The following is a 24,823-nucleotide window of genomic DNA, read 5'->3' as shown; positions in this document are numbered from 1 at the left end:
TATGAGTTACGCGTTTAATCAACAAGCGTCACGCCAGCATGATTAATCAACACAGCGTGAGCTGGCGTAGAAAATGCGTCTTTCAACGAATCGGGAATCGACACTTTACTGAACGTTTCAGCGTCCACGCATACATAAGTTATGTCGGCACTGACAATTAGCCTGTCAGTCGCATGATGGAATAACAATACCTGGCATGTGAAGGAAGTATTACCGACCTTTTGAACTGTTACACTTGCACGCACAATATCATCAAAGCGAGCAGATGATTTCCAATTGATATTTAAATTTACGACTTGCGTGTCGACACCTTGTTTTATCAACATATCGAAACCGCCATAAAAGGCTCTGAAATATTCCGTCATGGTGATATCCACATAGTCGCCATAACGCGCGTTGAAGACCACACTTTGTGCGTCACACTCACCATAACGCACTCTAAAAAAGTAATTAAAATCCAGCATATCAAATCATTACAAATAATTAACATTAAACAGCATACTACTGGATTGTCCCTAAAAAGCCTAGGGAAAAGTTGAGTTAAAACAAACAGTAACCCTTATATATGAATGACCAATCGGTTGGGTATATAAATAGTTGAGGTTAATATGAAAAGAAATTTTGGTTACGCATAACTAAATTCTGACGTTAGACACTCTCTATACTTGTCTTAATTTCACAATGTATATAAAACATCTTTGATTGCTATGGATAAGGTTTATCGTTGGAATCATGATTATCTGAATCGTCAACTAATTGGTCATTTACTTGACTAGAATCCCGAACAGGCGCTGCTTGAAAATTAGGATTAGTCTGTTCATTTAATGCTGTATCACCACCTGTATCACGCCACTCATCGCCAATAATAGGATCGTCTATTTCACTTAAGTCTTGCTCCCACGGATAGGGCTTATCTAGCTGTTTAGGGTCTAGCCGATACCAAAATAATGCGACCAGAGCCCCACTTATACCGCCAAATAAATGATACTCAAAAGAAATACCGGGCTCTCGGGGGAAAATACTCATTGTCATTCCTCCATACATAAAAAACGCAATCATCATAATAGCCACTGAGGACTTATCTCTGCGTAATATTCCCACCACCAATAAATAGAAGAAGATCCCGTGGCTGATCCCACTGGCGCCTAAATGGTATGCGTCCCTAGCAAAAATCCACACGCCAAGGCCTGACAATAACCATACGCTTAAGAGTACACGCACTCGCGAGCGCGGATAACCATATAGGAGCGCGGTTAACAGCACTAACAATGGCAGACTATTACTGAAAATATGTTCAAGCGAGCCATGAATCAGCGGTGCCGTGACAATTCCCAGCGCACCATTTAGCTTTTGAGGGTATACAGCAAACATATGTAAATCCAGTGAGAACAAAATCTCAGCGGATTTGATACACCATAGCAACACCACGAATGCGCTACTGGCTAAAATACTGTTGGATAAGCGTTTTGAAAAGTTCATTTATATAATGTGTGGTACAAAACTAGGATTAAAAGCCTTAAGGCAAATTAATACACAATAAAAATCAACTACCTCATAACGAAACGATAGTGAAATCAACGAAAGAAAAACAGCTGATGGATATTCGCGACAAATTCACGACTAAACTGGTTTTCCTCTTTACGCTAGCGGCCCAATCTCGTTATAGTTAACGGCTAAGTTCTATTATCAGGTGATGAATAAACAATGACCACTATGTACGGTATAAAAAATTGCGACACCATTAAGAAGGCACGAAAATGGTTAAGTTCGAATGATATAGAATATCAATTTCATGACTATCGCGCCGATGGTTTAGATCCTAAATGGTTGGCGGACGTTGAATCCGTTGTGGGCTGGGAAACGCTTTTGAATAAACGCGGTACGACATTCCGTCAATTATCAGATGCGCAAAAGGAAAACTTAAATAAAGACACTGCGCTCGCTTTGATGCTTGAAGCGCCTGCGATAATAAAGCGCCCCCTACTGATCCATCAAGACCATCACATTGTTGGATTTAAAGATGCCGTATACCAAGAGATGTTTAAATGAGCTGTGAAGTATTAGCACTAACCAAAGAATTAATTAACCGTCAGTCGGTCACACCAAATGACGCTGGCTGTCAGCAACTAATGGCAGATTATCTCAATCCTTTAGGGTTCAAAATTGAGGCGATGGTGTTTGAAGATACGACTAATATGTGGGCACGAAAAGGCGATTCAGGTCCCCTATTTTGCTTTGCTGGGCATACAGATGTAGTGCCAAGTGGCCCAGCCGAAAAATGGATATTCCCTCCGTTTGTAGCAACTGAACACGATGGTCAAATATATGGGCGTGGCGCTGCCGATATGAAAGGAAGTTTAGCAGCAATGCTAGTCGCGACTAAAGCGTTTGTGACAAAGTACCCAAGTCACAGTGGTTCAATTGCCTTTCTGATTACCAGTGACGAAGAAGGTCCATTCATTAATGGCACGACTCGCGTTATTGATACACTTGAAGAGCGGCACGAGAAAATGACTTGGTGTTTGGTAGGAGAACCATCGAGCACCAAAGAAGTCGGTGACGTAGTTAAAAATGGACGTCGAGGCTCGTTAACGGGAGATATTACTATTAAGGGTATTCAAGGCCACGTGGCCTATCCCCATTTAGCTAAAAATCCTATTCATCTTTCAGCCCCAGCATTTGCGGAGCTTGCGAATACCCATTGGGACAACGGTAATGCTTCATTCCCGCCGACCAGTTTTCAAGTATCGAATATCAACTCAGGTACCGGTGCAGGAAATGTCATCCCAGGTGATTTAGCAGCTTGTTTTAATTTTCGATTCTCTACTGAAGTGACTGACCAGCAACTAATAGGGCGCGTTACAAGTATCTTAGATAAGTACGACTTTGACTATCTCATTAACTGGACATTTAATGGTCAACCTTTTTTGACCGATTCAGGTAAATTAGTTGAAGCAACCAAAGGCGCTATAAAAGCAGTCACTGGCAGAGAAACACAACTGTCCACTGCCGGTGGTACCTCAGACGGACGTTTTATTGCCCCTACCGGCGCACAAGTTATTGAATTAGGACCAGTGAATGCGACAATCCACAAAATTGATGAAAATGTCAAAATTACCGATTTAGCTGAATTAGCAAAAATCTATGAAGGCATTCTAGAAAGGCTGTTAGCTTGATAACAACTCAGCATGCGTTAGGTCTTGATGCTTCGCACTTGTGCGAAGCACAAGACGGTCATCGCCTTGAAAAACAAACCTATAATGCTTTTCTGTTGATGCAAAAAGCAGCTAAAAAAGACAACATTAACATCAACATTGCCAGTAGCTATCGAAACTTTGAGAGACAGAAATTTATATGGGATCAGAAATGGCAGGGATTACGGCCTCTTTACTCGTCTAATGGTAGCTTGCTTGATAACGCTAGCTTGTCTGAAGAGAAAAAATTAGCCGCAATATTAACATGGTCTGCGTTGCCTGGAGCAAGCCGTCATCACTGGGGCACAGACTTAGATATATTTGACCGTAGGGGCATAGAGCGTTCAGGTAAAAAATTACAACTCGTGCCCGATGAATATAGTCGCAATGGCCCTTGTGGTGCACTTAGTGAGTGGTTAACTGGGAATGCCGAAAAATTTGATTTTTATCTGCCCTACTCTTTTTATAATGGAGGTGTTTCAGCTGAACCATGGCATATTAGTTTTCAGCCTGTGGCGCATAAGATACAGCAACTACAAACATTAGGTGCGTTACAAGCTTTAATTACCAAAGAAGCCATCAGCGGGCAAGACTATGTGTTATGTCGATTGCCAATGATTTATCACAAGTACATACTCAATCGTGGCATAGATGCGTAAATCATGCGCATCAGCCTAACAATCGGATAAATCATGAATATTTGGATCGTCGTCGCCATCATCGTTATCGTACTGGGCTTTATTCTCGGCAATATATTTTTATTGCAGCAAAGTGCAAAAGCCAAGTTACCTAAGCCAAGTAAAGACAACAATAAAAATTTTGACGATGATGATGACTGGGAAAGCAAGTAGTAGACAGTGCGCTATAGGCTAAATATATTTCCCGAATCATAAACGTTTCCTAAATAACGGTTCTCAAATGTTGACTACTGGTGCGTGCTGAAACGTCTTAGGTTCACCGCTAATTGACTAGTAACTAGTTACTAAAGGGAAATTCACCGCCACATGTTAAATCATGGGATCAATCAGCTATAGTAGTTAGCTAAAGATCATCACACTTTACGGCGGTTCCACTGATACTTACCATCAACATACTGCCGCCCTTACCAACTACTTCGTAATCAATATCGATTCCAACAACGGCATTTGCACCCATTGCACGCGCTTCTGCTTCTAGTTCACGAAATCCAATTTGTCGGGCGTTAGTTAACTCATCTTCATACGCACCTGAGCGTCCACCGACGACATCCCGAATAGCGGCGAAGATATCTTTAAATACATTTGCGCCCATTACTGCTTCCCCCACAACAATGCCGCAATAACGCTCAATTTTTTTCCCTTCAATGCTCGGGGTTGTTGTCATTATCATGTTGCTATCCTTGTTTTAGTGAATTGACTACTTAGTACCAACGTTAGCAAAAAATCTGGTGATTACGTATTGTGCTTTTACACATATTTGTAACAAAACCACCGCTAATCAATTTAGCGTTGTAGGAATAACCGTTAAAATTGCGCGTTGGCCAATTGCCACGTTTGCATTAGGAAACACAACCGCTTCGCCATCGTGAGCCGTGCGATACTCAGCCCCTGTCTCATGAGCCAATAGTGTACCCGCTGGAAAATCGCTAAAATTTGGTAAATCATCAGAAAAATCCAAGGTAAAGTCATGCTGACTTTTATTGATCACCTGATTCACTTGATAGATTGAAAAATCGCTATTTTTAAATGGTTTACTCTCAATGCTTCGTCCGCAAATAAAGCGTTCCATAGTGTCTCTAACTTGACTAAAGCGTGACATATCATTATGTCCAAATGGCTGCACTTTACCCAGCTCTACAGTAAAAGCGTGAGCGTCAAACTTTTGCGAAGAGTAATAACTAAAGGTAGTCGTTGTACTACCAGAAAGTAAAAAAGTATCAACGCCACAGGCAAGCAAAAAACTTAACTGTTCTTTACTATGGGCTTTGCCATGGAGATAGGGATATACAGCAAATTTTTCATTCTTCGAGGGACGAATAGCCGTGTGCAAATCATAGTGATAACGTTCTTCTGAATGATCCCCAGCCATAAAAAAATGACTGACGAATTGTTCTAATTCTTTTGCTCTTGAGCATTCATAGCTATTTTGATTCACTTCAGGGCGTGTATGTGCACCACTAAACAGGCGATTCAAATTTTCATCGATAAACCGCGTGGCACTATCCATAGCGGGTAAATTACCAAAGATAAACAGTACTCTATGGGCTACGGTTATTTTCTCCATCAAAATATCGACTACGTATTTTTCACATATCTCAATGGGCGCAGTTTCATTTCCATGGATCCCACTCGACAGAACGATGGCTTTACCACTTGGTACCTGTGGTGTAAAAGAAAGAACACCAGGCCCTAGTACGTTCACCTTTGTACCATTATCTAATGAAAAGGTTGTACCCTCTTTGAACACAGTAGGTTGACTGCGCGACAGTGCTAAAAACTGCCCTGTCTCACGTAAATGATTAATCATTGCATTGATATCTTGTATTTGCATAAATGCTCTATATGACTCGACTGTCCTATACCTTTAATATTCGTATAATACAAAGGCCAGTGGCTAATTGAAATGACTTACTGACTTAGCAGAATCAACTGAACGCACATGAGAATTACCGACCATAAAATCTTGATGGGTTAACGTGATAAAGTCTTCCAATGGCACAGCACGGGAAAATAAAAAGCCTTGCCCTTCCACAATGCCTATTTCACGCAATATATGGAGTTGATGAATATTTTCAATTCCCTCAGCAACGACTTCACACTTCGCTGCTGTAGCGATCAATTTAGACGCCTCAATTACGGCTCGGTTAATTGGACTTTCGGCTAATTCCATAACAAACGTTTTATCTATTTTTATGGTGTCCAATTCTATATTGCGCATATAAGCGAGATTGGAATAGCCTTTTCCAAAGTCATCTATGGCCACAGATACACCCAGTGCGCGGATTTGAGTAAGTTGTGATGTCACCACAAAGGAATTAGAGAGCGCCACATCCTCGGTTAATTCAATTTCAATCCGGCGCAAGTCAACTTCATATATACGTGCAAACTCAGCTAACTGATCGACAAAGTTAGGATCGTAAAGTTGTGTCGGTGACATATTAACGGATAGCTTTAAGTGTATATTGAGATCGCAAAGGTGTTTAGCTCCTTTAAATGCAGCCTCTAATACCCAGTAGCCCATTTCGTTCATCATATTGTATGATTCAGCAGCTTCGATTAATGCGCCTGGAAACAAAATTCCGTCAAGCGGATGATTCCAGCGCAATAAACACTCAGCCCCTGTAATTTGTAACGTACGTAGATTAACTTTTGGCTGGTAATAAATCTCAAGCTCTTCTTGGGCTAAAGCACGTTTTAAGTCTGCCTTTAAGGTGATTGATCTGCTGTTATCTGGCTTATCAATTAAGCTCATATAACAGAAATTATCGTAACGATTTTGCTTAGCTTGTTTAAGTGCGGCTTCTACTCGAGTGAAAAACTGACTGGCTGCTATTTCAGACTCTTCATTCGACACTCCGCCTACATTAAAATCTGCAATAAAAGAATGGTCACCCACTGCGATTGGCGTCTTGAAATGTTCGATAAGATGAATATAGAAACGCTGTAACTGCACCTGGCTAAACTTACCGGGTATTACCAAACCAAAAATATCGCCACTGATACGCCCTAGATGCGCATCATGACCAGCGAACAAATAACTTATACGGTTAGCTATATTGAGCAGCAATTCGTCACCGAGTTCATAACCAAAACTACTACTGACGTCGGAAAAGCGTACCACATCAATTAACAGCATAGAGTGATGAGGATGGCTCTTAAGCATTTCGTCAATTTGTTTTAAGAACACATGACGATTAGGTAACGTTCGTAACGAATCATGGACTGGTATCATGCAGCTATATGAACCCCAAATACTTCAGACACTAAGTGTCTATTTTTAATAGGAATAAAAGCCCAAAATTCACTTTGAGCTTTCCATATACGACCTTAGTCTACAGGAAAATGGCTGGGGTTAAAGCCATTCTGTCGTTAAAAGTACTAAAGCTATATTACTATTCCACTTGGCAGGGTGTAAGTTTCCAGATACGTTCTACATAATCCTTAATAGAACGGTCAGAGGTAAATTTACCCATACGCGCCGTATTTAAAATAGCCATCTTCGCCCATCTGTCTTTGTCTTTATAGGCTTTATCAGCAAGCGCTTGGGCGTCGCTGTATGAAGCGAAATCCGCCAGTACCTTATAAGGGTCACCACCTTCTAGCATACTGCGCTTTAATGAAGACAAAGCACCAGGCTTGCCCGGGGTAAAGTAGTCACTGTCTAACCAATCAAGAACCGCTTTGAGTTCACTATTGTTGTCGTAATAGTCAAACGGGTTGTAGCCCTTTAGTTCAAGCGCTTCTATTTCATTGACTGTCAGGCCAAATATAAAGATGTTCTCGTCGCCTACTTCCTCAGCAATTTCAATATTCGCACCATCTAACGTGCCAACGGTTAGCGCTCCATTTAAAGATAACTTCATGTTACCTGTGCCTGAGGCCTCTTTACCTGCTGTCGATATTTGCTCAGAAATGTCCGCTGCGGGTATCATTTTCTCAGCTAAACTCACACGATAATTTGGTAGGAAAACAACCTTTAATTTATGATTAACGCGATGGTCATTGTTTATCTTGTCTGCTACTTTGTTGATCGCAAATATAATGTCCTTAGCCAATTTATAGCCGGGCGCTGCTTTAGCACCAAACAAAAATACCCTTGGATGTATGTCATAGTTAGGGTTGGCTAATAAGCGACGGTACAAGGCCATGATATGCAAAAGGTTTAAATGTTGACGCTTGTATTCATGTAATCGCTTAATTTGAATATCAAATATTGCGCTTGGATCAATTTCTATCCCTGTTAGCTTAAGCACTTCTTGCGTCAGTTTTACCTTGTTGTCGTGCTTAATATTCATAAACTGTTTTTGAAATTTAGCATCATCGGCAAACTTAGCCAGATCTTGTAACTTATCTAGATGTAATGGCCAATCTTGGCCGATTTTCCCATCAATCAAGTGAGACAACGCAGGATTACAAGCCTTTAACCAGCGACGTGGAGTAATTCCGTTTGTTACGTTGGTCAATTTACCAGGCCACATTTTGTTAAACTCTGGGAAGAGATCTTTTTTCACTAATTCAGAGTGGATTTCTGCTACGCCATTGACCGCAAAGGACCCAATAACCGATAAGTTACCCATGCGGACCATTTTTTCATTACCCTCTTCGATAATGGACAACTTCTGTTTAATAGCATTATTACCCGGCCATACAGCATCTACTTCATCCATAAACCTATGATTGATTTCATAAATGATTTCTAAATGGCGTGGCAATATTTTTTCAAACATACGAGCAGGCCATTTCTCTAATGCCTCAGGCAGTAAAGTATGGTTGGTATAAGCAAATGTTTTGCTACAAATACTCCAGGCATATTCCCAATCAAGCTCCGCTCGATCGATCAATATACGCATAAGTTCCGGGATGGCTACGGCAGGATGTGTGTCGTTAAGCTGGATAACAACTTGCTCTGAAAAACGACTCCAATCATCACCATGAGCACGTTTATAACGACGAATGATATCCTTTAGTGAACATGCGCTGAAAAAGTATTGTTGAATAAGGCGTAGCTCTTTACCGACTTCCGTTTCATCATTGGGATACAATACTTTTGAGATCGTTTCGGCTTGAACATTTTCTTTTTGGGCATCAACATACCCCCCTGCATTAAACACATCCCAGTTAAAATAATCTGATGCTTGGCTTTGCCATAAACGCAAAACGTTTACCGTCTTACCGCCGTACCCTACTACCGGAATATCCCACGGTAAGCCTTTTACGATAAGTCCTGGGTGCCATTCTTTATTTATACGGCCATTTTCACCGTATTTTGTTTCAACATATCCAAATAACGGAATGTCTTGAATAGATTCAGGACGGCAAATCTCCCAAGGATTTCCGTAATCACGCCAGCTGTCCGGACGTTCTATTTGTTCACCATTTTGTATTTCTTGACGAAACAAACCATGCTCGTAATGCAAACCGTAACCGACAGCAGGCAAATCTAGGGTAGCAAGTGAGTCTATAAAACATGCGGCAAGACGTCCCAAGCCGCCGTTGCCCAAGGCCATATCTTGCTCTTCTTCCATAATGTCCGTTAGGTTTACGCCTAATTCATTTAATGCTTTTTCAGTCGGTTCAAAAAGGCCTAAATTATGTAAGTTGTTCGAGGTTAACCGACCCATTAAAAATTCAGCTGAAAAATAATGAACGGCACGAGTATCATTCATATAATGAGATTTTTGTGTTTTACGCAGCCCTTCGAGCACATGTTCTTGCACAGAAGCACAGGTAGCCTTCCACCATGCATGATTATTCGCTTTGTTTTCGTCTGTACCCAAAGAACAATGTAAATGCTTGACGATAGCCGCCTTCAGTTCGTTTTTATTGAGCCCTGCGGGACTTGCCGCAGCTTTCTTGGGGGTGCGCTTCACAGGTTTTACGGTCATTGTGTTACCTCAATCCATACATGTTATAAAACGGTTAATATCCTAACGATAAAACTCGTAATAAAATTACAAAAGTAAACTGAGGATAGTTTTAGCAGGTAAATCGGAAATATTCTGTTAAAATAATGTTAACAAAACAAAAAAGGCGGTTGAATACGTATTCAACCACCTTTCAATGTTTATTAAAAAACATTTAGTTTACATAAATATCACGTAACGTTTGCAAATATACGCGCCACAAGTTTTTGTGCTTCATCGATCAAAAGTTGTAAGTGCTTTTCACCATTAAAGCTCTCTGCGTAAATTTTATATATTTCTTCGGTTCCTGAAGGACGAGCAGCAAACCAACCATTCTCAGTAGCAACTTTAACGCCACCAATCGCAGCGTTGTTTCCAGACGCGTGTGTCTGTATAGAAACAATAGGCTCCCCTGCTAACTCGGTTGACGTAATCGCATTTTTGTCTGCTTTACTCAGTGCTTGTTTTTGAGCATGAGTTGCTGGCACATCGATACGCGTGTACAAAGGTGAACCAAATTTTTCAGTAAGTGTTTGATAATGTTCGCTTGGATCTTTACCCGTAACAGCCAATATCTCTGCCGCTAACAAACACAGAATGATACCGTCTTTATCTGTCGCCCACGGCTTGCCGTTGCGTCGTAAAAATATGCCACCGGCGCTTTCTTCACCAGCAAAGCCAAATTCGCTGTTGAGCATTCCTTGAACAAACCACTTAAATCCTACCGGCATCTCAGCAACAGTTAACCCTCCATCTTGTGCAACACGGTCAATCATACTGCTAGAAACAAGGGTTTTTCCTACCTTTAAGCCAGCAGGCCAATCTTTTCGATGAGAATATAAATACTCAATTGCCACAGCAAGATAATGGTTAGGATTCATCAAACCGGCTGTTTTGGTCACGATACCGTGACGATCAAAGTCGGGATCATTACCAAACGCTAAATCGAATCGGTCTTTTAGATCAATTAACCCCGCCATAGCATAAGGTGAAGAGCAGTCCATGCGTAACTTGCCATCTTTATCACGGTGCATAAACCCGAATTGTTGATCAACTTTAAGATTAACCACTTCAATATTAAGGCCATATCGCTTGGATATTTTATCCCAATAATAAAGACCTGCACCACCTAGTGGATCAGTTCCAAGCTTTAAACCAGCCTTGGCAATGGCTTCCATGTCAATGACTTGATCAAGTTGCGCTATATAATCATCAGAGAAGTCGACTTCTTGAACTAAGCCAGTGTCGTACGCCACTTGATATGACATGCGTTTCACACCTTGTAAATCAGCTTGAATCAACTCGTTTGCTCTTGCTTGGATAAGATTCGTAACATCACTGTCGGCAGGACCGCCATGAGGAGGATTATATTTGAAACCTCCGTCTTCCGGTGGATTATGCGAAGGTGTAATCACAACGCCATCAGACAAACCTGACGTTTTACCTTCGTTATACCCAAGAATTGCATGGCTGATCACAGGGGTAGGTGTATAGCCTCGGTCTAATTGAACAACTAACTTGACCTCATTAGCAGCCAGCACTTCGATTGCGGTCGTAAATGCGGCTTCTGAAAGTGCGTGTGTATCCATGCCCACATACATCGGACCATTGATATTATTGGCTTGACGGTATTCTGCTAATGCTTGGCTAATTGCTGCAATATGGGTATCAGTGAAAGTACTTTTAAAAGAACTTCCGCGATGTCCAGATGTACCAAAAGTAACCGCTTGGCTCACGTCACTTTTGTCAGGTTTATTGCTGTAATAGGCACTAATTAATTGAGCAACGTTTACGAGTTGTTCTTGTGATGCTGGTTTACCTGCTTCTGAGTGAATAGCCATATAGATCCTTTAGTTAGTCTTCATATAATTCCGGGGCGAATAACACGGCTAAACGTTGAGCATCATTAGAGCTGTAGCCTAATACTTCAGCGACTTCTTTAATAAGCGATGCTTTTTTAGCCGTATTGTTGTTGGTCATGACCCAAAATTCAGATTCGCCTATCTGTTTTGGGTTTGTCACACTGCTGGCTTGTAACAAGGTGTCTTTGTCTTTAGCAAAGTACACTCTATTTCTGCCACTTAGCGTGAGTACTTCATCGAATTGGGCACCGTGGATGCTTTCAAGTACCGATAAAATTTTCAAAAAACGTTCTACCATTTTAGGGTATTCAAGCAATTGTTCAGTGGTAACCTGAGTAAAAACGTTTCCGCTAGGCGCCGTGGGCACACTGACCGCAGTTTTTAACGTTGGTTTTTGTATACCATTTTCTGGCATGACGATACGACGTAATATATCTGATGCCGTCTCACCTATATGTTGAGTCTGTGACGCTATATAAGCGTATAAATCATCTTCTATTTCAATGTTCTTCATTTAATGTCACTACACTGTCTATGTTCTGTTCATTATTATACTGATAGCTAACGTCTGCGCACTGATTAATTCTGGCTTAATACAATTTTAATCGTTCAATACAAGCAGCTTAAGCTATTGTTTTTAAGTCTTTTAACTCGTTCACCTGACCACTTATCATATGACAATTAAGGCTTTAATCTTAGATGAACGGTCACTTCTTCTCGGTCATGGTATAAATGTTTCACACTTAAATCATAAGGCCCAGCATGATGTTGTTCAATACATTGGTCGATTATCGCCAAGGCTTCTTGTACTGATTCATAGCGTTTTTTCATCGGTAGCTTAAGATTGAATATACTTTCTTGGCAACGTTTAGTTGCGACCCAAGTCGCGATTAATTTTGCCACCCGTTGAGGCTGCTCAATCATGTCGCAGACTAACCAGTACACATTATTACGACGAGGTTGGAATTTAAAGCCATCTTCAGGACAATACCGCACTTGTCCCGTGGCCATTAATGCTTCATCCATTGCGCCATTGTCCACCGCTTCAACAAACATTCCTCGTTTAACCAACTGATAAGTCCACCCGCCCGGACAAGCGCCTAAATCAACCGCATGTAATCCGCCAGATAAACGCTTTCCATGCTCTTTTTTAGGGATAAATAAATGAAATGCCTCGTCTAACTTTAGCGTTGAACGACTAGGAGCTTCATTTGGGAACTTAAGACGTAGAATGCCTAATGGATAAGGCGAGTTATTTTGTGGATACGAATAACCCACGATAGCGGTAGTACTATCCTGAAAATAAACATGACATACGGGAAGTTTATTGTGTTCTAGTGGTGTTAAAATACCTTTTGCACGTAACGTTTGCCTAAGTGGTACACTTATCTTACGGCAGAATTTTGATATTTCTCGGCCATCTGTACTGTCTGCATGTTCTACTCGTAATTCTCCACATTGGGGAAATTCAATACAAGCGTCAAGAATAGGGCCTATACGGTCGTTCGTATCTAACGCTTCACACCGCTCGCTGAATGCAAATATCTGACGCGCGAAGATCAAACTAGTCAACGCCAACGATTTAACTAACTTATCTGCTTCTTCTGCTTGATAACAATGAAATAGCACTAAGCCGCTATTGACCTTTAGCTCTGGATAGCCAAAAACGTTGAGGGCGGCACTCTTTTCAATTACTTCATTCGCTAAGTCTTTCTCAAAGCCTGTACGACAATATAATGCTAAACCCGCCATTAATTATTTTAACCCTTTAACTGCTGTAAATATGAATATGGCCCATGCAATAATAAAGCACAGACCACCGATTGGCGTAATTGGACCAAACCATTTAATACCGGTAATGGCCAATAGATATAGACTACCGCTGAATAACAAGATCCCCGTGGTCATGAATGCTGCCGACCATGCAAGTTGAGGACTAGGCATAATCTGCGCAACCAAAACCAACAAAATTAAACCTAGGCTATGGTACATCTGATATTGCACACCAGTTTGGAATACACCAAGTAGGTTATCGGATAACTGATTTTTAAGGCCATGGGCTGCGAACGCTCCCAATATAACCGCTAGCATGGCACTAAACGCACCAATGACTAAATAAATCTTCATACTGATGTCCCTTCGTTCAAATATATCAAGGAGTCGATATATTATGACTGTAACTTTTGCATCACCAGTTGTTGACGAATAAATTCAGCGCTGGCATCGATTGCACTAATAATGTGTTGCTCTTGCGTAAATCCAGATTTTTTTCGCGGTTTAAAGCTATGATCTCCATCCGCCATAAAAATAGTTTCAATGTTTTCAGGAAGTCCATAGTCAGTCACTTCCTCTTGTGTACCAAAGGTGTCACGACTGCCCTGTACGACCAGCAATGGCTTGTGCAATGAATATAGATGCTCTGTGCGCAATTTATCCAGTTTACCGGGCGGATGAAACGGGTAGCCCAAACAGACAGCTGCAATGGCGCTAGACTCTTCAAGTAACATGGTGGCCACTCGCCCACCCATGGACTTACCACCAATGAAAAGTGGCAAAGACGATTCGAGCCCCTCAAGAACATGACTGAAGTAAGACAGCAATTTTGGCATTCTATCGGGAGGTTGTCGCCTATTTAATGCAGCCGATTTTTGCATATATTCAAAATCAAAACGGATAACAGATATTTGCCGCTGTGAAAATAACGCCGCGACTAAGGCCATAAAATCACTGTTCATGTTAGCGCCAGCGCCGTGCGCTAACACCAATTGCGCTATAGGCTCTTGGGCTTTATTGATTAAAGTCATCGTCTTCCTGCTCATCTTGCACTTGGCTTTGCAACCATTGAAAGAAAGCCACTATTTTACCCAAATCGGCCTGTGATTGGTGGCAAACCGCATAATACGCGTTTGTCGCAATCAAGCGTTCATCAAAAGGACAGACCAAACGACCTGACTCTATTTCTGGGCGTGCAAGCACACTATGACCAAGCGCAATCCCCTGACCTAAAGCTGCAGCTTGTAGAACTAACATGGAATGGCTAAAAATCGCGCCTTGGTTAACATTGATGCCTGGGATCTTAAAGTGTTTAATCCAATTCTTCCAAGCCTCTCGTGACGAGTCATGGAGCAATAAATGATGACGCAAATCCTCTAGCTTATCTAAAGGTTTTTGACCTTGAAATAACAACGGTGAACAAACAGGTGTTAAATATTCAGTATGCAGTTTTTGCGCATATACATTGGGCCACTTCCCGCGACCATAATAAATAGCAACATCAACATCGTCTGTTAAAAAGCCTTCATCGAAGTCCACTGCTTTTATTCGTATATCAATATCAGGGTTTGATTGACTGAACTGATTCAAACGCGGCACTAACCATTGAATAGCAAAGCTGGGAGGTAAAGCAACGGTAATAGCCCCTTTTTCACCTCTGGCTAGCAGCCGCTGCGTTGCTTCATGCATCGCTTGAAAAATATCTTTTAAATCGAGGTAATAACTCTGTCCTTCTTCAGTAAGCAACAAAGAGCGGTTTTTACGCATAAACAATTTCATTGATAAAAATTCTTCTAGCGATTTTATTTGGTGGCTCACCGCGGCTTGAGTAACAAATAATTCATCTGCAGCTCGTGTAAAGCTCAAATGACGCGCAGCGGCTTCAAACGCTTTCAACGCATTAAGAGGAGGTAATCTGCGACTCATAAATCTACTGAAGGGTGAATTTCATAAAATTGTATCACCATTAGTTTTTCTAATCCATCACGATAGTTATTGTCATTTTATTAACTCGTCAAAATTGTATATTATTTAATCCGTCAAAGATAAAAGCCCTTTTAAAACAAGGGTTAACATAATGCGTGTTTATTTAACATTTAGGTGAACATGTTTACATAAAACATTAATATACTTTAGGTGACAATCATGAAAAATCGTAAAAATTTAGTTTTAAGCAGTTTATTTGCATTAGTATTCAGTCAACAGTCTTTTGCCCAAGAATTCGACCTTACCTCTATGTACGTTAGCGAGCAAATCGAAGCTAGTCTTCAAAGCATGTTAGCAGACATTAGCAGCAGCAACAGTTCGCAAGGATTAAACAAAATCATTGCGAGTCTTGAAGAGAGCCTTAACGCTCAGGGTCAACAAGCTGTTGCCTTAGCTAATAAAGAACGTGGTGGCAACGCCCCACAAACTGCGACGTTATCAGAATAACCCTAGGTTAATCATTTAAAGCATTAACGTATTATTATCTAGACGTTCTGGGTATATGGAATACATCCCATATGCCCAAAACCTCTCCGCCCTGCGCTATTTACTAATTTGCACTGGTATCCAGTGGTGCGAACCCCTTCACTAACTCATCTAACGCAAGCATCTGCTGTAAATAAGGTTCTAGTTTGTCCAAGGACAAGGCACAGGGTCCATCACACTTTGCTTCATTTGGGTTAGGATGCGCCTCAATAAATAAACCCGCTAGACCAAGTGCCATTCCACTTCGCGCTAACTGTGCAGCTTGTGCACGTCGTCCATCAGCAGAATCTGTTCTTCCACCAGGCTTTTGCAATGCATGCGTGGCATCGAATATCACGGGAGCATATTGCTTCATTTCGTCCATTCCCAGCATGTCGACTACTAAATTGTTATAACCAAAGCTTGAACCTCGTTCACACAGGATGATTTTGTCGTTACCTGCTTCCATGAATTTATTAATGATGTGGCGCATTTCGTGAGGCGCCAAAAACTGTGGTTTTTTGACATTGATGATGGCGTTGGTTTTCGCCATTGCCACGACAAGATCTGTTTGACGTGCTAAAAAGGCCGGTAATTGGATCACATCGACAACTTCCGCTACTGGAGCGGCTTGAGCAACTTCGTGCACATCTGTAATCAGGGGGACATCGAAAGCCGCTTTAATTTCAGCAAAAATCTCTAGGCCTTTTTCCATGCCCGGTCCCCGATAAGAGTTCACAGATGAGCGATTTGCTTTATCAAATGATGCTTTGAAAACGTAAGGGATGCCAAGTTTACTGGTAATTTCTTTATAATGCTCTGCGATGCGCATAGCCATATCACGGGATTCTAATACATTCATTCCACCAAAAAGTACGAATGGTTTATTGTTGGCTACTTGAATATCACCAATTGAAATAGCATGTAAGTTGTTCATTTATTGAGCCTTTGAAATATCCTAAGACGCAAGAATAGCAAGGCTGATAACGCTTGGGTAGACCCATAAAATAAGTAGCCAGCTACCATTATTTTAAACCTAACGTCAAAAGTGAATATTCCTTAGTACGGAAGACTGTGTTAGCGAATTGCATAACTATTCAACTTACGATTTAATCCACCCAACGACTCGATTGCGATGATGCAACTGTTTAGATAGTAAATCCTTAACACCCCACCTAATTTGACGGATTTTTGTGTCATTATTGCCTGATAAAACTAGCCTAGTGACACAATTACCCGTAAAATACGCGGTTCGATTTTGCTCAATTAATTTGGACCACGCTTAAAATGCATTTTCTAAATTGGGCATTACAAGATTGCATTGTTTTTTTTAGCAGAGATTTCACATCAAAGGTAAGTACACGGCGTTATGACTAAAAAACTTTTTATAAAAACTTGGGGCTGTCAGATGAACGAGTATGACTCGCAGAAAATGGCTGACTTACTGGATTCTACCCATGGATACCAAGTTGCAGACACTGCGGAAGAAGCCGATGTGATTTTGTTAAACACCTGCTCCATTCGTGAAAAAGCCCAAGAGAAAGTTTTTCATCAACTAGGCCGATGGAAAAATCTTAAAAAAGACAAACCAGAATTAATCATTGGCGTGGGCGGCTGTGTTGCTTCCCAAGAAGGACAAGTTATTCGCCAACGTGCGCCATTTGTCGATTTAGTGTTTGGTCCACAAACGCTGCATCGTCTACCCGAGATGATTAATCAGATTAAAGGTGGTAGTTCATCGGTCATTGATATCAGTTTTCCTGAAATTGAGAAATTTGATCGTTTACCTGAACCAAAAGCAGACGGCCCCACCGCGTTTGTTTCCATTATGGAAGGTTGCTCTAAGTATTGTACATTTTGCGTTGTACCCTATACCCGTGGCGAAGAAGTCAGCCGTCCGGTAGACGATGTGTTGTTAGAAGTGGCACAACTAGCTGAACAAGGTGTTCGGGAAGTCAATTTACTTGGACAAAACGTCAATGCGTTTCGCGGTCCTCATCATGACGGCGCCGTTTGTACGTTCGCTGAACTACTTGAGATGGTTGCGTCAATCGATGGTATTGATCGAATCCGTTACACTACATCGCACCCAGTTGAATTCACTGACGACATTATCGACGCCTATGCCGCTATTCCAGAATTAGTTGACCATCTGCATCTGCCCGTTCAATCAGGTGCTGACCGTGTCTTGAATTTAATGAAACGTGGCCATACCGCAATAGAGTACAAGTCAAAAATCCGTAAGTTGAAAAAAATACGTCCAAATTTAAGTATGTCTTCTGATTTCATTATCGGTTTCCCTGGCGAAACTGACGCTGATTTCGAAGCGACAATGGATTTAATTCAAGCTATGGACTTTGACTTAAGTTTTAGTTTTATTTATAGCGCACGTCCGGGTACCCCTGCAGCTGATTTACCCGATGATGTAACCGAAGAAACAAAAAAGGAACGTTTACAGTTATTGCAAAACCGTATTACCCAGCAAGCACTGCGCATTGCGAGAAATATGGTAGACAGCGAACAACGTATCCTCGTTGAAGGACCGTCTAAGAAAAATCCGATGGAGCTTTCTGGACGTACCGAAAACAACCGTGTCGTTAACTTTGAAGGCACGCCAGACATGATTGGTGGGTTTGTCGATGTTAAAATCACCGATGTCTTTGCCAACTCTTTGCGTGGACACGTGCTGCGTAAAGAAGCGGATATGAATTTACGCATCAATGTTGCGCCGCAAGCTATTTTAGCTAAGCAAACGAATAAAACCGATGCCTTAGGCGTTGCCCAGTTTGTACCGGCACATTGATCAAATATTAACAACCGAGAGAGAACGATTGAGCAAACTTATCAGTAATGAAATAGCGTTAGAGCCATCTGATCATAAGCGTTTAGCTAGTTTATGTGGTCCATTAGATGACAATATTAAGCAAATAGAACGTCGACTTGGGGTAGAAATAACCTATCGCAATAACGAATTTAAAGTCACGGGCGAACCACTTCAATCCAGCGGTGCTGCTCAGCTATTAAAACTGCTTTATATTGAAACCCAACCGATACGCGGTGAAATTCCTGATTTGGAATCTGAACATGTACACTTAGCAATTCAAGAAGCTAAGTGCCTAGAACGTGCGCAAGCCGGTCATTACAGTAAAGAAGTGCACATTAAAACCAAACGCGGGGTAATCAAACCGCGTAATCCAAATCAGTCAAAATATGTTTCCGATATATTAACCCATGATATTAGTTTTGGCGTCGGTCCAGCGGGTACAGGTAAAACCTATCTAGCAGTAGCCGCGGCAGTTGACGCATTAGAACGTCAAGAGGTTCGCCGTATTCTACTAACCCGCCCCGCCGTTGAAGCTGGTGAAAAGCTAGGTTTTTTGCCTGGTGATTTGTCGCAAAAAGTCGACCCTTATCTACGTCCGCTTTACGACGCATTGTTTGAGATGCTCGGCTTTGAAAAAGTCGAAAAACTTATTGAACGTAATGTCATAGAAGTAGCACCTCTTGCCTACATGCGCGGTCGTACCTTAAACGATGCCTTTATCATCCTTGATGAAAGCCAAAATACGACAGTTGAGCAGATGAAAATGTTTCTAACCCGTATTGGCTTTAACTCCAGAGCAGTCATTACCGGCGATATCACCCAAGTAGATCTACCTCGGGGAACGCGCTCAGGTTTACGCCATGCCATTGAAGTATTGAAAGAAGTGAATGATATTTCATTTAACTTTTTTAATGCCAATGATGTTGTAAGGCATCCTGTAGTAGCAAGGATCGTAATGGCTTACGAAGATTACGAAGCACAGCAAGAACGTATTCGTCTGGAAAAGAAGGCTGAGCACTCTAGTCAGCAAAGTCCTCAATAGTGAACGCGCTACTCGATTTACAAATTGCATCTGATGCGCCGAATTTACCTCTAGCCGATGACGTACAGTCATGGCTAGAGGCCGTGTTCACCCAGCAGAATATACCTGAAAATGAAGTGACAGTGCGCATTGTTGACGTACTAGAGAGCCAAGCGCTCAATTTGGCCTATCGGGGCAAAGACAAACCAACCAATGTATTGTCGTTCCCTTTTGAGGCACCTGCTGGTATTAGTATGAACTTACTTGGCGATCTTATTATTTGTGCTAGTGTAGTGTCACAAGAAGCCAATGACCAAAACAAAGCGTTACATCATCATTGGGCCCATATGGTAGTGCACGGAACCTTGCATTTGTTGGGCTTTGACCACATAAAGGATGATGAAGCACAAGAGATGGAAGACCTAGAAGTCGAAATTCTTAAACAGTTTTCGATTGACGACCCTTACCAAGATCAATGATGATAGTCATTCAAACCATAATTTAACGAGATCATGAGCGAAGATAACCCCCCATCTACAAACGGTTCTTCCAACAAAGGTTGGTTGGATAAAATAGTCCAATCATTCACGGGAGAACCGAAAAACAAAGACGAACTCTTCTCTGTCATCATTGATGCAGAACAACGAGAAGTCATTAATCAAGAAACGCGAGAGATGATCGAAGGCGTCATGGAAGTGAGCGAAATGCGTGTCAGAGAAATTATGATACCTCGCGCTCAAATGACCACCATCGACATCACCGAAACGGTCGATAAATTCTTACCTATTATGCTTGATTCTGCGCACTCGCGATTTCCCGTAATAAGTGAAGACAAAGATCATATCGAAGGTATTGTACTCGCCAAAGATTTACTGAAATATGCCTTTATACCCGGTAAAGAGTTAGAGCTTAAGAATGTGTTGCGCCCAGCGGTTATTGTTCCAGAAAGTAAACGCGTAGATGTACTGTTAAAAGAGTTTCAACAAAAGCGTTTCCATATGGCTATTGTCGTCGATGAATATGGCGGTGTATCAGGTCTTGTTACCATCGAAGATATTCTTGAACTTATTGTCGGAGAAATCGAAGATGAACATGACGCCGAAGAAATTATTAGCGATAATATTCGTGCGCTGAATAAGCATACGTATTCGGTCAAAGCGCTTACTGAACTTGAAGATTTTAATGACTTTTTTAAAACGTCATTTGATGAGGAAGAAGCCGATACCATAGGCGGCATCGTTCTTAAGGCATTTGGTCATATGCCGATGCGTGATGAGAAAGTCAGTATTAATGGATTCATTTTTACCGTATCCAACTCAGATTCTCGTCGCCTGATCCAATTAAAGGTAACCCTTCCCCACTCTGAAGAATAGGTGCCATAACCCGCATGCTGTACTTTTTATCACTTCTTACTGGAGCAAGCTTAACCTTAAGCTATGCTCCTTTTTCTTATTGGGCGGTTATGCCCATCGCCCTCACTGGGTATTTGTGTCTCCTGTATAAAGCGCGAGTTGATCAAGCTGCTAAAGTAGGTTTTAGTTTTGGTTTAGGTTGGTTTGGTGCTGGAATTAGCTGGGTACATGTAAGCATCGCAGATTTTGGCGGGTTGCCTCTTGTGGGATCGCTTGGCTTAATGCTTTTACTGTGCAGTTATTTATCACTATACCCCATGATCTTTAGCAAGTTAGCTAGGCGTTACTTTTCGCCTAATGTTTGGGGCCTTACACTGCCATTCGTATGGCTACTATGCGAATGGGCTAGAGGCATAGTATTAACAGGCTTTCCTTGGTTATCAATCGGTTACAGTCAAATGAATAGCCCTTTGTCTGGCTGGTTGCCAGTGATAGGTGAATTTGGCGTTAGCGCACTGCTGATGGCGCTCTGTGCTGCATCTGCGATTTGGTTGATGCACAAACGTTATATAGCACCAATGCTACTCTGTGCGTCACTCTATTTAAGCGGCTGGGTACTCAATACCTATAAGTGGGTTGTGCCAACCGGTGAACCGGTTAAAATCGCTATGGTGCAAGGCAATATCGCCCAAGAGATCCGCTGGGCACCTGAGCAGGATTGGCCGACAATGAAGAAGTATCTCGAATTGACGGAAGCCCATTGGGATAATCAAGTCATTATCTGGCCTGAGGCAGCTATTCCGCAACTTGAACCCATAGCGGTAGATTATCTTACACAACTTGACGAAGAAGCCGCACAGCACAAAACGGGGCTACTGACGGGCATTGTTAATTATAATTTTGAAACTCGTCAAGCTTACAACAGCATTATAGGCGTGGGTTTGAAAGAGCATACTGACACCAAAGGACACTACCAATATCCCCAATCAAATCGTTTCGACAAACACCATCTGTTACCCGTAGGGGAATATATTCCATTAGAGGATTGGTTGCGTGGTTTGGCGCCAATTTTTGACTTGCCTATGTCATCTTTTACCAGAGGGGATTATCAACAGGCAAACCTGGTGTCAAATGGCTTTTATTTCGCTCCCGCTTTGTGCTTTGAAATTGTTTTTCCTAATCAAATACGCGAAAATCTATACGCGAAAACAGATTTTATTATCACCGTGAGTAACGATGCTTGGTTTGGTCATTCTCATGGCCCAGCTCAACATCTTGAAATCGCTCAGGTCAGGGCTAAGGAGTTCGGGCTTCCTGTACTGCGCGCTACTAATAACGGTATCACAGCGTTTATCGACGCCAGCGGTGCCATTCAAAGTCGTTTACCCCAATTCGAAACGGCGGTACTCACTGATAAAATACAACGGGTAAGTGGTATAACACCTTATCGATATTTCGGTAATTTGACCGCTTGGCTTGTCACTGTACTGGGATTGATTATCGCCATCCGTCTACATAGGGCTAAATAGTTAGTTAACCACTATTTAGCTCACGATACGTCTTTTCGCTGCTTTCGATGCAGAAACCAATGTCGAATTTGAGCCATGGGCGTCAGCACGATGGCATTACCGATGATAACTAATACAAACCCCAGTACGGTATTAATATGCCATTCAAATCCTTCATATAAGGTACTGAGCGCAACGGCCACAAACGGGAATAACACTATCGAATAACTGGCCTTTTCTGGGCCTATATCCCGTAGCAATACGAAATAACATGCAAAAGCGATAACAGTGCCAAACAGAGCAAGATAAATTAACGACAATACATAGCTCGGTTTCATTGAGAATTTAAATTCGACACCAGTAAAGAGCACGACGCAAATTAGCGCTAAGGCACCGTATAACATTCCCCAGGCGTTGCCCTGCATTACACCTATCTTACAAGCTGAATTACGTACACTGGCCATGTTGCCCAACGAAGCCATAAATGTTCCCCCTAACGCTAAGCCTAATCCGAGCATGGCATCGCTGGCAAAATCGAGGCTTTTGATATCAGGCCAAAACAACGCGCCTAAACCAATTACACCCAATCCAGCTCCAACATAGATACGTTTTGCAATTACCCGACCGAAAAATATTCGCGTATTAATAATGTTCATCAACAACAAAGTTGAAAAAGCGATAGATGCCATCGCAGATGTAAGGTAATTTTGAGCCCAATAGAGGATCAGATAATTTCCTCCAAAATTACATACCGCTAATATTAAGAAAAAACAATGATCACTCCAAACAAACCGCATATCTAGGCGTTTGAATATACAGTATGCCCACATTAAAATGGCTGCAATTGCGAAGCGGTAAACTAATGAGACTTGTGCTGGGATATCACCTAATTGAAATTCAATTGCTAACCAAGTTGAGCCCCAAATAAGCACGGTGATCATGTATAAAACAGTACTGCGCATGTGCGTCGTTATCCTAAGTGTAAATGTCATGTTTTTGAGAAAATGCATATGAGCAGACGCCGCATCTCAAGTACCGACGTATATCTACGGTTACTCTATTCTATCGGCGTAATATAATTAGCACATCATTAGGCTCAGATTTAGGCATTTTCTTTTATCCAGCCCAGATTAACTTAATCCCTTTATACAGACACTATTTAATAGCTATTAGCAGGCTAACTGAGCTTGGGGATAAACCCACAGCGTAAGTTTGAATATCAACATTGTTGGAAAAACAGTACTGGGAAAGTTATTAACCAATTAAAAGTATTAAAAATTCGGCTTTAGGTAACTTTAACTACCTTAAGGCAATTTTGCTGTAAATATTCGTGACAATATTGCCTAATTCCTGCGACCAAATTTACACATATTTCCTATATTATTTGAAAACTAACTGACATAAATCCGGTCTAACTTAGGTAACAAACTAACATTATATAGTTAAATCAATAGCTAACGTATTTGCGCTATTAACCAGGACAGCAAAAAAATACTGGTTTAATAATTGCATATTCTAATTTAGATGCATTTGTTGTCTTTATTCATATTTACGTCCCAAAAAGCACGAATGCAAAAGCAGGAGCAAAGCATGTTAAACACGTTATCAAGTAATAAAACTGCCGCCATATTAGCCAAGGATGGATTCGAACAATGTGAGCTCATTGAAACCCGCGATGCGCTTATCAGTGCTGGAGTAAACGTTCATATTGTCTCTTTGGAGCCAGGCACCATCATAGGCTGGAATGGCAGTAAATGGGGTATAGAAGTTGATGTCGATAAAATAGTTTCGAATGTTTCCGCTGAGGAATATGACGCACTCATTCTACCCGGTGGTTTATTTAACCCCGATGCATTGTTGCAAGATAAAGACGCCATCGATTTCGTTAAAGGATTCTTTAAGGACGCTGAGATTAAACCTGTAGTAGCCATCAATCAAGGTACATGGATGTTGCTAGAAGCAGACGTACTTAAAAACCGACTGGTGGCTTCCTTCCCTACGGTGCTCAATAGACTGCGCTATGCAGGTGCCAAGCTTGTAGACCGAGATCTGGTGATAGATAAGGGGCTTTACACAAGTCGTAGCTCACACAACTTAGCAGCGTTAAATCAACAGGTTATCCAACACTTAACCAAACCGAGAATGCATTAGCGGTGGCGTAAATTACCGCCACATGAGAATTTTTCATGTAAATAGTAACGCCTGCGTACCATAATATTAAGATTATCTAATCAGCT

25 protein-coding genes are annotated in these 24,823 nt (G+C 41.5%); 11 read left to right on the top strand and 14 right to left on the bottom strand.

Features of this window, described 5'->3' with window-relative positions:
- Nucleotides 1-14: 14 nt before the first annotated feature.
- A complete protein-coding gene (locus tag GQR89_RS09975; RefSeq protein ID WP_158769906.1) occupies nt 15-464 on the bottom strand; it encodes a thioesterase family protein in 450 nt (149 codons plus the stop codon).
- Nucleotides 465-705: 241 nt separating this feature from the next.
- Nucleotides 706-1,479, bottom strand: a complete 774-nt coding sequence (locus tag GQR89_RS09970) for a rhomboid family intramembrane serine protease (RefSeq protein ID WP_158769905.1) — start codon at nt 1,477-1,479, stop codon at nt 706-708.
- Nucleotides 1,480-1,704: 225 nt separating this feature from the next.
- Here GQR89_RS09970 and GQR89_RS09965 point away from each other — a divergent pair, with 225 nt between their 5' ends.
- Genes GQR89_RS09965 through GQR89_RS09950 form a run of 4 tightly spaced genes read left to right on the top strand, consistent with a single transcriptional unit; the run spans nt 1,705 to nt 4,045 of the window.
- Nucleotides 1,705-2,049: an ArsC family reductase gene (locus GQR89_RS09965; RefSeq protein WP_199271403.1), complete on the top strand. Its 345-nt coding sequence runs from the start codon at nt 1,705-1,707 to the stop codon at nt 2,047-2,049.
- Nucleotides 2,046-3,176: a succinyl-diaminopimelate desuccinylase gene (dapE, locus tag GQR89_RS09960; RefSeq protein ID WP_158769904.1), complete on the top strand. Its 1,131-nt coding sequence runs from the start codon at nt 2,046-2,048 to the stop codon at nt 3,174-3,176. The genes GQR89_RS09965 and dapE overlap by 4 nt, the downstream gene beginning before the upstream one ends.
- Nucleotides 3,173-3,853, top strand: a complete 681-nt coding sequence (locus GQR89_RS09955) for a M15 family metallopeptidase (protein WP_158769903.1) — start codon at nt 3,173-3,175, stop codon at nt 3,851-3,853. Before dapE ends, GQR89_RS09955 begins: the two co-directional genes overlap by 4 nt.
- 33 nt (nt 3,854-3,886) lie before the next feature.
- Nucleotides 3,887-4,045 carry a DUF2897 family protein gene (locus tag GQR89_RS09950; RefSeq protein WP_158769902.1) on the top strand — a complete coding sequence of 53 codons (159 nt, stop codon included), beginning with the start codon at nt 3,887-3,889 and terminating at the stop codon, nt 4,043-4,045.
- 190 nt (nt 4,046-4,235) lie between these two features.
- On the opposite strand, the gene GQR89_RS09945 is transcribed toward GQR89_RS09950, so the two are convergent.
- The 10 genes from GQR89_RS09945 to GQR89_RS09900 all read right to left on the bottom strand — a co-directional run bounded on the left by GQR89_RS09945 (nt 4,236) and on the right by GQR89_RS09900 (nt 15,356).
- Nucleotides 4,236-4,562: a heavy metal-binding domain-containing protein gene (locus GQR89_RS09945; RefSeq protein ID WP_158769901.1), complete on the bottom strand. Its 327-nt coding sequence runs from the start codon at nt 4,560-4,562 to the stop codon at nt 4,236-4,238.
- A 108-nt stretch (nt 4,563-4,670) separates the two neighbouring features.
- A complete protein-coding gene (gene astE, locus GQR89_RS09940; RefSeq protein ID WP_158769900.1) occupies nt 4,671-5,723 on the bottom strand; it encodes a succinylglutamate desuccinylase in 1,053 nt (350 codons plus the stop codon).
- Between the two features lie 63 nt (nt 5,724-5,786).
- Nucleotides 5,787-7,124, bottom strand: coding sequence for a bifunctional diguanylate cyclase/phosphodiesterase (locus tag GQR89_RS09935; protein ID WP_158769899.1), 1,338 nt, complete (start codon nt 7,122-7,124; stop codon nt 5,787-5,789).
- A gap of 160 nt (nt 7,125-7,284) precedes the next feature.
- Nucleotides 7,285-9,777, bottom strand: a complete 2,493-nt coding sequence (locus tag GQR89_RS09930; RefSeq protein ID WP_199271402.1) for a glycogen/starch/alpha-glucan phosphorylase — start codon at nt 9,775-9,777, stop codon at nt 7,285-7,287.
- A gap of 209 nt (nt 9,778-9,986) precedes the next feature.
- On the bottom strand, nt 9,987-11,636 hold the full coding sequence (gene pgm / locus GQR89_RS09925) for a phosphoglucomutase (alpha-D-glucose-1,6-bisphosphate-dependent) (RefSeq protein WP_158769898.1): 1,650 nt from the start codon (nt 11,634-11,636) through the stop codon (nt 9,987-9,989).
- Between the two features lie 13 nt (nt 11,637-11,649).
- Nucleotides 11,650-12,171 (bottom strand): Negative modulator of initiation of replication, encoded by a 522-nt coding sequence (locus GQR89_RS09920; protein WP_158769897.1) that lies wholly within the window; start codon nt 12,169-12,171, stop codon nt 11,650-11,652.
- A gap of 167 nt (nt 12,172-12,338) precedes the next feature.
- A complete protein-coding gene (rlmM, locus tag GQR89_RS09915) occupies nt 12,339-13,409 on the bottom strand; it encodes a 23S rRNA (cytidine(2498)-2'-O)-methyltransferase RlmM (RefSeq protein WP_158769896.1) in 1,071 nt (356 codons plus the stop codon).
- Between the two features lie 3 nt (nt 13,410-13,412).
- Complete coding sequence (locus GQR89_RS09910; RefSeq protein WP_158769895.1) at nt 13,413-13,784, bottom strand: DUF423 domain-containing protein; 372 nt, start codon at nt 13,782-13,784, stop codon at nt 13,413-13,415.
- Nucleotides 13,785-13,825: 41 nt separating this feature from the next.
- Entirely contained in the window at nt 13,826-14,461 is a 636-nt protein-coding gene (locus GQR89_RS09905; RefSeq protein ID WP_158769894.1) for an alpha/beta family hydrolase, read from the bottom strand.
- On the bottom strand, nt 14,445-15,356 hold the full coding sequence (locus GQR89_RS09900; protein ID WP_158769893.1) for a transcriptional regulator GcvA: 912 nt from the start codon (nt 15,354-15,356) through the stop codon (nt 14,445-14,447). Before GQR89_RS09900 ends, GQR89_RS09905 begins: the two co-directional genes overlap by 17 nt.
- Nucleotides 15,357-15,575: 219 nt before the next feature.
- Between GQR89_RS09900 and GQR89_RS09895 the strand changes: the two genes are divergently transcribed.
- Nucleotides 15,576-15,863: a hypothetical protein gene (locus tag GQR89_RS09895; RefSeq protein WP_158769892.1), complete on the top strand. Its 288-nt coding sequence runs from the start codon at nt 15,576-15,578 to the stop codon at nt 15,861-15,863.
- 103 nt (nt 15,864-15,966) lie between these two features.
- Here GQR89_RS09895 and kdsA read toward each other — a convergent pair whose 3' ends face one another.
- Entirely contained in the window at nt 15,967-16,818 is an 852-nt protein-coding gene (gene kdsA, locus GQR89_RS09890; protein ID WP_158769891.1) for a 3-deoxy-8-phosphooctulonate synthase, read from the bottom strand.
- Between the two features lie 432 nt (nt 16,819-17,250).
- Here kdsA and miaB point away from each other — a divergent pair, with 432 nt between their 5' ends.
- The 5 genes from miaB to lnt are packed head-to-tail and all read left to right on the top strand — an operon-like array spanning nt 17,251 to nt 22,607.
- Entirely contained in the window at nt 17,251-18,684 is a 1,434-nt protein-coding gene (gene miaB / locus GQR89_RS09885; protein ID WP_158769890.1) for a tRNA (N6-isopentenyl adenosine(37)-C2)-methylthiotransferase MiaB, read from the top strand.
- 28 nt (nt 18,685-18,712) lie between these two features.
- Nucleotides 18,713-19,747, top strand: a complete 1,035-nt coding sequence (locus tag GQR89_RS09880) for a PhoH family protein (RefSeq protein ID WP_158769889.1) — start codon at nt 18,713-18,715, stop codon at nt 19,745-19,747.
- The gene (ybeY, locus tag GQR89_RS09875; RefSeq protein ID WP_233269138.1) at nt 19,747-20,205 is read left to right on the top strand and encodes an rRNA maturation RNase YbeY; all 459 of its coding nucleotides are present in this window, start codon (nt 19,747-19,749) and stop codon (nt 20,203-20,205) included. Before GQR89_RS09880 ends, ybeY begins: the two co-directional genes overlap by 1 nt.
- A 33-nt stretch (nt 20,206-20,238) precedes the next feature.
- A complete protein-coding gene (corC, locus tag GQR89_RS09870) occupies nt 20,239-21,099 on the top strand; it encodes a CNNM family magnesium/cobalt transport protein CorC (RefSeq protein WP_158769888.1) in 861 nt (286 codons plus the stop codon).
- Between the two features lie 14 nt (nt 21,100-21,113).
- On the top strand, nt 21,114-22,607 hold the full coding sequence (gene lnt / locus GQR89_RS09865) for an apolipoprotein N-acyltransferase (protein ID WP_158769887.1): 1,494 nt from the start codon (nt 21,114-21,116) through the stop codon (nt 22,605-22,607).
- A 20-nt stretch (nt 22,608-22,627) separates the two neighbouring features.
- Here lnt and GQR89_RS09860 read toward each other — a convergent pair whose 3' ends face one another.
- Entirely contained in the window at nt 22,628-23,548 is a 921-nt protein-coding gene (locus GQR89_RS09860; RefSeq protein WP_158769886.1) for a DMT family transporter, read from the bottom strand.
- 628 nt (nt 23,549-24,176) lie between these two features.
- Between GQR89_RS09860 and GQR89_RS09855 the strand changes: the two genes are divergently transcribed.
- Nucleotides 24,177-24,737: a type 1 glutamine amidotransferase domain-containing protein gene (locus GQR89_RS09855; protein ID WP_158769885.1), complete on the top strand. Its 561-nt coding sequence runs from the start codon at nt 24,177-24,179 to the stop codon at nt 24,735-24,737.
- Nucleotides 24,738-24,823 lie beyond the last annotated feature (86 nt).

Source organism: Paraglaciecola sp. L1A13, assembly GCF_009796745.1.
In the GTDB taxonomy this organism is placed as follows: Bacteria; Pseudomonadota; Gammaproteobacteria; order Enterobacterales; family Alteromonadaceae; genus Paraglaciecola.
This window is presented reverse-complemented; position numbering and strand designations above follow the sequence as displayed.